The sequence below is a fragment of the Psychrobacter okhotskensis genome (genome assembly GCF_965638355.1).
In the GTDB taxonomy this organism is placed as follows: Bacteria; Pseudomonadota; Gammaproteobacteria; order Pseudomonadales; family Moraxellaceae; genus Psychrobacter; species Psychrobacter okhotskensis.
Window position 1 is genome coordinate 2356000 of record NZ_OZ281822.1, and the last position, 12493, is coordinate 2368492.

Annotated in this window: 10 protein-coding genes and 1 tRNA gene; 4 read left to right on the plus strand and 7 right to left on the minus strand. The window is 45.5% G+C overall.

Features of this window, described 5'->3' with window-relative positions:
• Window positions 1-76: 76 nt before the first annotated feature.
• A complete protein-coding gene (rimO, locus tag ACSUPM_RS09745) occupies window positions 77-1687 on the minus strand; it encodes a 30S ribosomal protein S12 methylthiotransferase RimO (RefSeq protein ID WP_201583289.1) in 1611 nt (536 codons plus the stop codon).
• 134 nt (window positions 1688-1821) lie between these two features.
• Here rimO and ACSUPM_RS09750 point away from each other — a divergent pair, with 134 nt between their 5' ends.
• The 3 genes from ACSUPM_RS09750 (at window position 1822) to ACSUPM_RS09760 (ending at window position 5511) form a co-directional block, all read left to right on the plus strand.
• Entirely contained in the window at window positions 1822-3243 is a 1422-nt protein-coding gene (locus tag ACSUPM_RS09750; protein ID WP_025650534.1) for a two-component system sensor histidine kinase NtrB, read from the plus strand.
• Between the two features lie 57 nt (window positions 3244-3300).
• Window positions 3301-5208 carry a sigma 54-interacting transcriptional regulator gene (locus ACSUPM_RS09755; protein WP_201583291.1) on the plus strand — a complete coding sequence of 636 codons (1908 nt, stop codon included), beginning with the start codon at window positions 3301-3303 and terminating at the stop codon, window positions 5206-5208.
• Window positions 5209-5426: 218 nt separating this feature from the next.
• Window positions 5427-5511: transfer RNA gene (locus tag ACSUPM_RS09760), tRNA-Leu, on the plus strand.
• An 82-nt stretch (window positions 5512-5593) separates the two neighbouring features.
• Here the strand turns inward: ACSUPM_RS09760 and ACSUPM_RS09765 are convergent.
• Window positions 5594-6604 carry a serine/threonine protein kinase gene (locus tag ACSUPM_RS09765; protein ID WP_227502408.1) on the minus strand — a complete coding sequence of 337 codons (1011 nt, stop codon included), beginning with the start codon at window positions 6602-6604 and terminating at the stop codon, window positions 5594-5596.
• A gap of 67 nt (window positions 6605-6671) precedes the next feature.
• Between ACSUPM_RS09765 and ACSUPM_RS09770 the strand changes: the two genes are divergently transcribed.
• Window positions 6672-7670: an ATP-binding protein gene (locus tag ACSUPM_RS09770; RefSeq protein ID WP_227502409.1), complete on the plus strand. Its 999-nt coding sequence runs from the start codon at window positions 6672-6674 to the stop codon at window positions 7668-7670.
• A 26-nt stretch (window positions 7671-7696) separates the two neighbouring features.
• Here ACSUPM_RS09770 and ACSUPM_RS09775 read toward each other — a convergent pair whose 3' ends face one another.
• The 5 genes from ACSUPM_RS09775 to rarD (ACSUPM_RS09795) all read right to left on the minus strand — a co-directional run bounded on the left by ACSUPM_RS09775 (window position 7697) and on the right by rarD (ACSUPM_RS09795) (window position 12490).
• Entirely contained in the window at window positions 7697-8809 is a 1113-nt protein-coding gene (locus tag ACSUPM_RS09775; RefSeq protein WP_201631964.1) for a ribonuclease Z, read from the minus strand.
• 43 nt (window positions 8810-8852) lie between these two features.
• Window positions 8853-9116, minus strand: a complete 264-nt coding sequence (locus ACSUPM_RS09780) for a hypothetical protein (protein ID WP_025650539.1) — start codon at window positions 9114-9116, stop codon at window positions 8853-8855.
• 92 nt (window positions 9117-9208) lie between these two features.
• Entirely contained in the window at window positions 9209-9877 is a 669-nt protein-coding gene (locus ACSUPM_RS09785; RefSeq protein WP_350587935.1) for a glutathione S-transferase, read from the minus strand.
• Window positions 9878-10076: 199 nt separating this feature from the next.
• Window positions 10077-11147, minus strand: coding sequence for an EamA family transporter RarD (gene rarD / locus ACSUPM_RS09790; RefSeq protein WP_201577242.1), 1071 nt, complete (start codon window positions 11145-11147; stop codon window positions 10077-10079).
• 272 nt (window positions 11148-11419) lie between these two features.
• The gene (gene rarD, locus ACSUPM_RS09795; RefSeq protein WP_025650542.1) at window positions 11420-12490 is read right to left on the minus strand and encodes an EamA family transporter RarD; all 1071 of its coding nucleotides are present in this window, start codon (window positions 12488-12490) and stop codon (window positions 11420-11422) included.
• Window positions 12491-12493: the final 3 nt, after the last annotated feature.

Below are 12493 nucleotides of genomic sequence, written 5' to 3' on the forward strand. Positions count from 1 at the left end.
TTTAACCTTTATAGCGGTTGTCTAACTTTTATATTAGTCACCTAATCTTTTTAGCAGTCAGTTAAATAACAGTCATCTAACCTTTATAACTGGCAAACAAATCGTATTCGCTCGCATCATCAATCGTGACGGTTAGGAATTGGCCGACTTTAACTTGCGCATTGATATCGTCAACATAGACATGACCATCAATCTCAGGAGCGTCAGCGTAGCTGCGGCAAATCGCAATGCCTTCCTCGCTATCAATCTCATCGACCAATACCGTCAAGGTTCTACCAATTTTTTCTTGTAGCTTCTGTGCTGAGATGTCTTGCTGTAGCGCCATGAAACGCTCATAGCGTTCTTGCTTGACGGCTTCAGGGACATGGTCTGGCAAATCATTAGCGACTGCGCCTTCGACTTCTGAATAGGTAAAGGCACCCACGCGATCAAGGCGCGCTTCAACCAACCAATCAAGCAGGCACTGGAAATCTTCTTCCGTCTCACCAGGGAAGCCAACGACAAAGGTCGAACGAATGACGATATCTGGACAAATCTCACGCCACGCTTTGATACGCGCCAAGGTGTTTTCGCTGTGCGCCGGACGCTTCATTGCCTTTAGGATGCGATGGCTGGCATGTTGAAAAGGAATATCCAAATAAGGCAGCAGCTTCTTCTCGCCCATGAGTTCAACGACTTTATCGACGTGCGGATACGGATAGACATAATGCAGACGTACCCAAATACCCAAATCGTTCAATGCTTGGCATAAGTCATAGAACTTCGACTTAAGCGGCATACCGTTCCAAAAGCTAGTCTTATACTTCAAATCCAGCCCATAAGCAGAGGTATCTTGCGAGATAATCAGCAACTCTTTCACGCCAGCATTTTTCAGTGCTATGGCTTCATTCATGACATTATCAATCGGACGCGAGACCAAATCTCCGCGCAAGCTTGGAATGATGCAGAAGGTACAACGATGGTTACAACCTTCCGATATTTTTAGATAAGCATAATGACTTGGGGTTAATTTGATACCCGCTTCATTGATTAAATTTATCTTTGGATCATAGTTTGCGTCCAAACTGCGGTTCGGCTTGGGTACATGCTGCGCCACTGCCGTAATCACTTCATCATACGCATGCGCACCGGTCACGGCTAGCACGGCTGGGTGCATGGCGCGGATTTTGTCCGCCTCTTTACCCAAGCAACCAGTAACGATCACCTTGCCGTTTTTGCTAATCGCTTCACCGATGGCGTCCAGTGACTCTTGCACTGCAGATTCAATAAAGCCGCAAGTATTGACCACGACCAAGTCTGCGCCTTCATAATCACTGGCAACCTGATAACCATCACGGCTAAGTTCTGTGATGATGCGCTCACTATCCACCAAGGCTTTTGGACAACCCAGTGACACAAAGCCAATCTTTGGTGCTGTGCTAACGGGTGCATTAGCAGTCGCTGCTGTTGTTTTATTTGATGTCGATGAAACCACATTGCTGCTTTGTTCAATGCTACGGTTTTGATTGTGATTGGCTTTATGGTGGTAAGGTTCACTACTATCCGTTGAGCTTTGCGCAGGCGTTGCTGGCGGCTTGGCAGGATTAAAAATAGTGGCAGTGTCTTTGGACATAGAAGCTGTTGGCGTGGAAGCTGGCTGTGGGGTGGTAATAGTCGTATTAAGCGACTCGGTAGAAGTTTTAGGCATGGCTGACCTTGCTAGAGAAAAATGGCTGTGCGCATTGTACGTTTTTTTTGCAAAAACCGCCAGTTTTGCCGCTCTAGTGTGTTGATTTATGGTTAAATATTAAATCTAGCACCTCTTTATTCTAGGCTTTAGTCATGACAGCTGATTTAACCACCAAAAAACCAACCCCGAACTTAGCATTTATATCTCAGCATTTATTCACCGCTATCTTGTGGGTCAGTGATGAGCTGGTCATTACGTGGCTAAATGCCCAAGCTGAGCAACTACTGGCTATTAGTAGTGGACGCTTGCTCAATCAATCTATATTGACTCTGCTTGCGTCCGAAAAATTAAAGAGGGATGAGCGCACGGCTCTGACTCTGGATAACGACAATAATAACACCGACCGTGACAAGCCAGACAATCACTGCGCCTTGACCGAGCGATTTCATCAGGCAAAGCAATATCAACAGCCCTTTATCGACCACGATCACATCATCAATACCCCACTCAATGGCAATTTACCACTCTCAATCGATTATAGCGTGACGCCTGTCATCTATGAGCAGCAACCTTATTTTATTATCGAGATGTGGGGTAAAGACCGCCAGAGTCGCATCTCAGAAGAGCAACGTCAGCAGCAACAATACAACGTTGCCCGTCATATGCTGCGTTCGGTTGCCCATGAAATCAAAAATCCATTGGCAGGTATTCGCGGCGCGGCGCAGTTATTACAGCGACAATTTATCAAGTTCAGCGAAGCGACTACTTTGCATCATCCTCTGTCTGCTGTTATTAGCGACATAAGCTCTGGCACAAACTCAGCTTCGAATAGCGATAAGCAGTTGCAAAAGACAGCGCAGAAGCTCCGCAGCTATACCGACATTATCATCTCAGAGACCGATCGATTGACCCATCTTATCGGTCAATTTCTTGGCTCTAATCAGCTGCCAAATTGGCAAATGCTGAATATTCATGAGCCGTTAGAGCATGTCTTGTCTTTGGTCGTTAATCAATATCCGCAAGTGCTGCTACAGCGCGACTATGATTTGTCGTTGCCCGAGCTATGCGCTGATAGAGATCAATTGATTCAAGTGTTTTTAAACCTCATTAATAATGCCTGTGAATCGATGACTGAGCTTGAGCAAGCTCTGCAACAAAGCGCGCCAGCCGCCGCTCATCAATTGCCCTTAGATACTTTGCATAGTCATCTTGATATTGAGGCCAAGTATCAACCAAAACTGCATATTCAAACGCGCATTGCTTTTCAGCATACGATTGGCAGCCAACAGCACAAACAAGCGTTGCAAGTCAGCATTACCGATAATGGCTCAGGGATAGATCCTGCGCTGATTGGACAGATATTTTTCCCGATGGTAACCAGCCGTGCCGCCGGTACTGGTCTTGGCCTATCGATTGTGCAAGATATCATCAGCTGTCATCATGGTATGATTGACGTCAGCTCGAATCAAACACAAGGCGCCAATGCAAACTATAATCCCAGTTATAATGACAATAACAGTCAGACACGCTTTACGCTGTACTTGCCTTTTAATCAGCCCGCAACCGATGCGTAAATACGACTGAATCTATCAAACAACAACCCTGAATCACTTGCTCATTAGGCCTGATACATGACTGCATATAACGACAACTTCAAAGCTAACAGTGACAATCAAGGCTCGAATGATAAAATCTCTGACAACCAAATATCTGATAGCCAAGCACTTAACAGTCAGACCATAAAAGTAACGGTCAATAACGCGCCTGCTGAAAACCCTGCGACCTTATGGCTCATCGATGATGATTCAGCGCTGCGCTTGGTGTTGGCAGATACTTTTGAAGACGCTGGATTGACGGTTGTCAGCTTTACCCAAGCACAAGCAGCATGGACACGCCTCAATGATATCTTGCAACAGCGCGAGTCAGCCACTCAGCTACCGGATGTGATATTGACCGATATCCGAATGCCAATGATGGACGGCTTGTCTTTTAGCGATTGGGTGCACGACCACTTTCCTACGCTACCAATTGTCATCATGACCGCGCATTCAGACCTGAGCTCTGCCATCAATAGCTACCAGACAGGGGCATTTGAATATCTGCCTAAGCCCTTTGACTTAGATGATGCCGTCGCTACGATTTATAAAGCGATTAATTTTCAACCGAATATGCCGATAGCCACTCACGCAACCGCGTCTGTGACTAACAGAGCCACTGAGACAGCCGATGCTACTCAAGCAAAGTCTGATATTCATTCAAAGCTCAATACTGACGCAAAGCCGCAAACCAAATCTGCACGCAAAGTTAACACGACAGACAAAACCAATAAGACCGCTAAAAATAAGGCTGAGATTAAAGCTGAGACACCAGCCAATGACAACCCCAGCGGTATCATCGGTCAATCACAAGCGATGCAAACAGTGTTTCGTGCCATTGGCAGATTGGCGCACTCACCTATTACCGTTTTGATTACTGGTGAATCAGGCACAGGGAAAGAGCTGGTCGCTAGTGCTTTACATCAGCATTCACCGCGTAGCCAGCAGCCTTTTATCGCCCTAAATATGGCGGCTATTCCACACGATTTGATTGAGTCGGAATTATTCGGTCACGAAAAAGGCGCGTTCACTGGCGCGACGACGACACGGCAAGGTCGTTTTGAGCAAGCAGATGGCGGTACATTATTTTTGGATGAAATCGGCGACATGCCGTTTAGCACCCAAACGCGGCTGCTACGAGTACTGGCCAACGGTGAGTTTTTCCGTGTGGGTGGACAGCAACCGGTCAAAGTGAACGTGCGCATCATTGCCGCCACCCATCAAAACTTGGAAGAGCTGGTCAAACAAGGCCGATTCCGTGAAGATTTGTTTTATCGCCTCAATGTCATTCGCCTACCGCTGCCACCGCTACGGACGCGCCGCGAAGACATTCCCGCCTTAACCCGTTATTTTATGCAACGCGCGGCTGAGCAAATGAATACCGCATCCAAGCAGCTACAACCTGACGCGCTACAAATCATGCAAGCCTTCGACTGGCGCGGCAATGTCCGCCAACTTGAAAACGTCTGCTTGTGGCTGACGGTCATGGCGACTGGTGATACGGTCATGATTGATGACTTACCGCCAGAGCTGCTTGAAGGGATGCCAGCGAACACAGAGCTGCAGACACAACAAACGTTGTCCTCGTCTGAATTTGCTCAAAACAATCATCAGCAACACAGTGCTAGCCTGCATAGCCGTCATCAAAATAACTTTATTCAAGACAACTCTATTCAGAGCAATCAAACTCAGAATGGTGCTAAAAACCCAAGCTGGCAGCAAGCACTAGCAGAGTGGGCTCAGCACGCACTGCAAACAGGCGAAACTGACATCTTGCAAACGGCAACGCCTGAATTTGAACGAGTGTTGCTCACAGCGGCACTCAATCACAGCGGTGGTAAAAAGATAGCGGCTGCCAACTTACTCGGCTGGGGACGTAATACGCTGACTCGCAAATTACAGCAACTTGATATGTCAGCAGCAGACACACAGACCAAAGAGTAATAAAAATGCAAAATCATTAAATTAAAAATTTAGTAAAATCAGTTATTTATCATAGCAAGCAAAAATAATCGTTAAATAATTAAAAATAATTGCGAAAAGGGCTTGTCAAACCATTCAAACTCTATATAATAGCCAACCACTGAGACGCACTACCGAATCAGTTAACTATCTATGTTGTGTTTGAATTTAAACGCCAATAATGATAGAGTAACGAAAATGGGGCTGTGGCGGAATTGGTAGACGCACCAGATTTAGGTTCTGGCGCCGCAAGGTGTGAGAGTTCGAGTCTCTCCAGCCCCACCATTTTCGGATAGTACATCTTAGACCAAATATCAAAACCTGCTTTTTAGCAGGTTTTTTTGTGTCTGAAATATGGCATTTATTATCACAAACGCTCTAAACCCTCCAACATCTCATCCATAATCTGATACCTTTTCTCCACCCGCTTCGCCAATGCTCTATCAACAATACATTGATAATAACTATACTCTAGTGGCAGTCTTGGAATCGGTTGTTGACAATGTTGTGTCGCCCACTCGTTTAATACATCGCTACTTTGAGTATTTATCTTAAACGGTCGCTCGCCCATTAATATCTCATACAGCATTATGCCAAACGCATAAATATCGCTTTGCACCGTTGCGCCCTGCCCCTGCCAACGCTCAGGTGCGAGATACGCTGATGTGCCTGCAAGATGATGTAACTTTTTGGCGGCATGAAAACGCTGCGCTAAGGCAAAATCTGTCAATAACAAATCAGGCATTACCCTGCTATTATCCGCACTATTTGGCAACAGACCATCTAGCAGAATATTACTGGGTTTAATATCATTATGTAGCCAGCCAACGTTATGTAAATTAGTGATGAGATGAGCAGACTGCACGATAAAATGATGCTTTTGTTGAACGGTCAATAACGAATGATTATTAGCATTGATCCGCATTGCTAAGCTAGCATTGAGATAATAAGGCATGACAATTATCGTTAGCTGCTGAGAGTGGTTTAATGCGGGAATGGTTGAGTTGTCATAGGCTAGGATGGGCGGAGCAATAGCGGTCAGATTATTTTTTGTTAAAGAAGCTAAAGATGTCAAAACCTTAGCTTCATGATTTAAATCAGCGAAATTTTGATCAGAACCCTCATTTAACTGCCATTTAATCATCACCCTACCAAACTCTGAATGCTGAGCGCGCGTTAAGCCTTGATAGTCCGTCTCGCTACCCTTACTTTGCTGGCTACTAATACGCTGATGCACTATTTCACGATAATGCTTTGCTGACAACGCTTGAGTAATTAGTGGCAATACTTGCTGAGCGTGCGCTTGCAACGCTTGTATATTCGACAGATTACTGGCACTATTTTCCATAGTATTTTTTTCATCTGACCAGTTTCTCATGATATGGTGATACCTTTATCAAACCGCTATTCCTAATGTAAACGCACCTTTAACCGTTAGAGTCATTATGCCGCAATCAGCCAATACATCTCAGCCTTTTCCTTCATCTGAAGCCTCTGATCCGTCTGCTCATTACGCCCTGCCCGCGCCTTTGTTAGCGCTGCTCAGTCAATATCTGCAAGAGCAAGTCACGCCAGCTATCGAGATTGATCCTGCTCAGCTCGCTTATCGCTGGGTTGGTGGCCGCACCGGACATTTAAAGCCGTTGGCAGTCAATCTGTTTTTGAGCTTGGACGACTTGCATGGTATCGATACGCAAAAGGCAAAATTGGTACAAAACACGCGCCAGTTCTTAAAAGGTTATCCCGCCAATCATGTGCTGATGACGGGTACACGCGGTGCGGGTAAATCATCACTGATTCGCGCATTGCTACAAGCTTATCATAGCGAAGGCTTGCGCATTATTGAGATTGCTCGGGATGACCTACAAGTGCTAGACAAGATTCGTGCAGCGATCAATGAGCTGCCCGCAGATTGTAGTTGTCGCTATGTGGTGTACTGTGACGACTTGGCATTTAACGGTCAAGACGAGAGTTATCGGGCGCTAAAAAGTGTGCTTGATGGCGCGCTCGACTCTGAGCAAGACAAACTGCTGGTCTATGCCACCAGTAATCGCCGTCGTCTCCTACCGCAGATGATGAAAGACAATCTTGACATTTATAACGGGCAGACAGATGAAGTCAATCCCTATGAAACGATTGATGAAACCGTGTCGTTATCGGATCGATTTGGCTTATCATTGACCTTTCATCCCATGGATCAGACGACTTATTTACATATTGTTCAGCATTATCTGAATTTAGAGCAACAGAAAATTTCAGCCAGTCTTGATGATACTGATACTGCCCTTGATTTGGCAGGTGAAAATCTGCCTGATACTATCAGGGCCGATGCCTTGCGCTGGGCATCGGAACGTGGTGGGCGCTCGGGACGGGTCGCTTATCAATTCAGTCGCTATTGGAGCGGAAAAACGCAATTGGCTATCGTAGATTCAATTGACGACTAATAATCTGGCAAATAACAAGCTATAAATCACGTTTCATTATCGCGTGCAGAGCCTAGATACTGCACGCTGTTATCCTCTTGACTGCTTGCCAAATCAGCAGCACCATCGACTGTATATTGAGCGAAATCCGCTGCCAGCCATAGATTACCTTGATACGCACGTTGCGCATCTAAGCGAATATGTCCCATGTTTGCCGTATTGCTATTTGGGTTATCAAAGCTTTGATAACGCGCGCTAAAATGGGTCAAAATTAGATTCTTAAGTCCGACATCTTGGGCAAACTTGCCCACCAATTGCGCACTACTATGCATAGGATCAAAGTCTGGATTTTTGGTTTGAATCTTGGTTAAGACTTCTTGAGTATAAGTGGCTTCATGCACCAACAAATCAGTATCGACCAGCGCAGCGCTGAGACAAGCTGGCGTACCATTGTCCCCTGCTACTACCACCCGTGTACGCTTCACCGCATTATCGACATAATCTGCTGAACGAAGCTGGCGACCATCTTCGGTCATGACATCTGTACCTTGCTGCAGTTTGCCCCACAGTGCACTTGCTGGAATGCCGTCTGCGGTCAACTTGTCCGTATTAAGCGTGCGCTGACTGATGTTTTGCGTGATACCAAAGCCGTATGAGGCGACACGATGTGATAGCGGGGTGATATCAATATCAAGCTGATGCTGGCTGCCGAAACTGAAACTGACCTTGCCCTCATCTTCACTGTCTTTTGATAATACATCTTCTATCGCCATAAAGTTGATGGCAAAGGGAAAGTATAGCTCGGTCGTCAAAGTAATGGCATCGAGGAGTTTGGCGATGGCTTTTGGTGCAATAAGCATTAGTGGTTCGTGGCGTCCAGACATAGCCGCGCTCGCCAGCAATCCTGGCAAACCATAGCAATGGTCGCCATGCACATGGGTAATACAAATGGCGGTTAATTGATGTAAGGAGAGCTTGGTCTGCAGCAATTGTTGCTGCGTGCCTTCACCGCAATCAATCAAAACCCAAGGACGCGATTTTTTAGGCTGCGGGCTAGCGCCAGATAGATAAGGATTCAGGCACTCAATTGCCAGCGCCGTGACATTGCGCTGTTTGGTTGGCACTCCTGCTGAGGTACCTAAAAAAGTCAGTTTGAGCATGATTTAGCACTCATAGTACAAAATTATTAATAAATGATACGGCTTATGACAATTGGCACATCATGGTTCGGTCGCCTGCTACCATCTGTCCGCCATTAGCACTGCATTCATTAACCATGTTGGACTCGTAGGATTTCCAACCACCATAAAAGCTCGCTACACACAACAAAACGACCAGCAGTTTTTGTGACCAGGCTTTTATCGACACCTGCTGGCGGTTGATTTCTTGACGAGCAAGCGATGGGTTAGCATTGCCATCGGTATTGGCATCGATATTTTTGTTATCAGATTTATTCAAGTCAGTCATTACTGTATCCTAAAAAGGTTTTGTTTACGAATAAACAAAACCTTTGGGCAAAATATCAAATCAAGCATTTATAGAAGTATAAACGCTGGCAATTAAAACGTCAGACGACCACCCTTTTCTTCTGCGCGCTTAAAGGCATCACGTTCTTCACAATGCTTGAGCCAATTTAAGATGTTGGTATATTTACTCTTATCCAATCCTGGGCCAGCATTGGCACCTACGACTGCTAGATGCATCTGAATGTCAGCGGCGCTAAAGTCTTCACCGGCAAACCAATGATTGTCTTGTAGATGCTGCTCCATCATGTCGAGTATCTTATTTAAGCTATTGGTGATCATGCTTTTTTCGACTTGGGTTCTGATGCTTTTGCTAACCGGCTTAATCAGCATCGGCGATTGCTCAACCACTTTGGTGAATACTAAGCGCATGACCAGCGGCGGCATAACTGATGCTTCAGCGAAGTGTAACCAAAATGTATAAGCTTCCCATGCGGCTTCATTATCATCCGCAGGCTTGAATTGATGCGCTTTATCATAATGCTTGAGCAGATACTCGATGATAAACCCTGACTCAATCAGCGGGCGACCGTCAACTTCCAATATCGGTGCATGACCGAGTGGATGCACTTCTTTTAAGCTATCAGGCGCACGATAAGCTTTATTGCGCTCGTAGCACGTCAGTTGATAATCGGCTTTGAGCTCCTCTAGTAACCATAAGATACGAAACGAGCGTGAGTTTGCTAAATGATAAAGGTGTAACATAAACCATCCTAGTAATTGGTAATAAATGATTGTGAGTCCGCTATACTATTTTAGATATCATGTGCCAAATTAGGTCGAGCGTGATAATACTGCTATTGATAATAGCGCACTTAACTCGGCTTTGACACCACAACTGTGTAGAGCGGTTACGAAAAACAGTGTCTATCAAGTCAACTTTGGGGTTTACGACGACCCCTGCTTATTTGGCGTGCAGTACGTCTATTTTTCGATTCATTTTGTCTATTTTTTGCTGATACTTTCTGATTTTGCGAAAACGGTGCGCGGCCAACACCCCTTTGATACGGCGATTTTTTAGGCGACGGCGCGGCGGAAAGCTGCCCACTTGTGGCTCATTGTAGCCATGCAGACGGTCATCACGTTTACGTCCCCAATACCCCAAGGCACTATCGACAATCATAATCATCAAGGCGGCAAAAATCATACCGTACATAAATAAGGAGCCGCCCTCATCCACGCTTTGATGCAAAATAGTAATAGAAAATACGAATAAAAATATCGGCTCAAGGTAGCATAAAGTGCCAAACAAAGAGACCGGCAATTTTTGACTGGCGACCATGGTCAGCGACATGGCTGCGGCGCTGATAATCCCTAATAACGGTAAGAAATACCACAGCTTACTGGTATCAAAGGCTACTTCAAACCCACCGCTCATATACAGAGCAATAATGACAACGGGTGACAGCAAGATCAGATCAGAGACCAAGCCAGTAATCGGCGGTACCGCTAATTTACGACGTAATAGATAATAAGGCGGATAACCCAAGCAGACAAATAACGTCGCCCAAGATATGGTGCCATACTGGAAAACATCATAAGCGATACCAGCGCCTGCGCATGAAGTCGCTAGCCACTGCAACACACTCATGTCTTCATTATAAAAAAACCGACCCACCATAATCATGATAAGCGGGTATAAGAAATAACCTAGCGTCACCTCAAGACCCAAATCATTGACGGGCGCCCACATAAATATCCAAATTTGCGCGCCCAAAATCGGGGTTGGCAATACAAACAAAAACCACTCTTTTGGGGTTTTTAAGGTCTTTAAATAGTCAAAAATATGTTGCCATTGCTTTAAGACACTGATTAACAATAGCAGACTTAGTAGCATCATTAGCACGCGCCATGACGCCACCTGCGTACCTGACAATGGTTGCATCAACAGACCAAACAAAAATAACAACGAGTATAAAAAATTTGCCGCCACCGCAGCGATAGCGCCTTGCGACGTTTGATTCGTAGTGAGCATAATTAACGACAGCCTGTACAGATTGGCGCACTTCCTTGGCAATTTTGAAAAAAAACAAAAGCCCCAGACGCGAACGTCGGAGGCTTTTGTTGCTAAGAGCTACGATAACTTTATCGTGCTTATATAATGAGCAGCATTATGTCAAAGTCATTCTGGATAAGCAATACAACTGTAAGACTAGTCTATCAAACGTGTGATTCAGTTAAGCCAATTATCGACATAAAGATGCTCATAACAACCGCCCACTTCACTGATTTTTATATCATACATACTTACATCGAGTCTAGCTGCTCAATTTTTTGCTTAAGCTTATTCATCTTATGTTGGTAACGACGAATTTTGCGGAAGCGATGCGCCTGTAGCACCCCATCGATACGGCGCTCTATCAAACGGCGGCGCGGTGGAAAGCTGACCACTTGCGGCTCTCGGTAACCATGCAAATGATTGTCACGCTTACGGGTCACATAGCCCATAGCACTGTCTAACAGCATGACCAGTAATGCCAGCGTAATCATGCCATACATAAACAGCGAGCCGCCTTCATCGAGACTTTGACTCAATACCGTGACGGATAATACAAACAACAGCATCGGCTCTACATAGCTCAATGCCCCAAATAACGAGACCGGCAACTTACTACTGGCAATCATCGTCAGCGACATTGCAAGCGCACTAAAAGCACCCAGTAGCGGCAATAAATACCAGAACTTAGCCTCCTGAGCAGCCATACTAAAACCACCGCTGACATAAAGCATGATGAGCACCACTGGCGTCAGTAAGGTCAAGTCAGACAATAAGCCAGTAATCGGTGGCACGGCAAGCTTGCGCCGCAGTAGATAGTAAGGTGGATAGCCCAAACATACAAACAAAGTCACCCAAGATATCGTGCCATATTGCACTATGTCATAGCCGATACCCATTGCGGCAAATAACGCTGCGGCCCACTGCAGCGCGCTCATATGCTCATGGTAAAAGAAGCGTCCGACTACTATCATCACCAGCGGCAATAAAAAATAGCCCAAGGTGATATCAAGACCAAAGCCGTTGACCGGCGCCCACATAAATAGCCAGATTTGCCCACCCAAAATCGGGGTTGGCAATACAAATAACAGCCACTCTTTTGGGGTTTTCAAAGTCTTTAAATAATCAAAAACGTGCTGCCATTGCTTTGTGAAACTGACCAATAATACCAAACTGAGCAGCATCATGAGCACACGCCATGAGGCTACCTGTGTGCCTGACAAGGGCAGCATAAACAGCCCAAACAAGAACATCATGGAGAATAAGAAGCTGGATGATACCGATGCTAGGGTTCCCTGAAAAGTTTGATTGGTCGTAAGCATAAC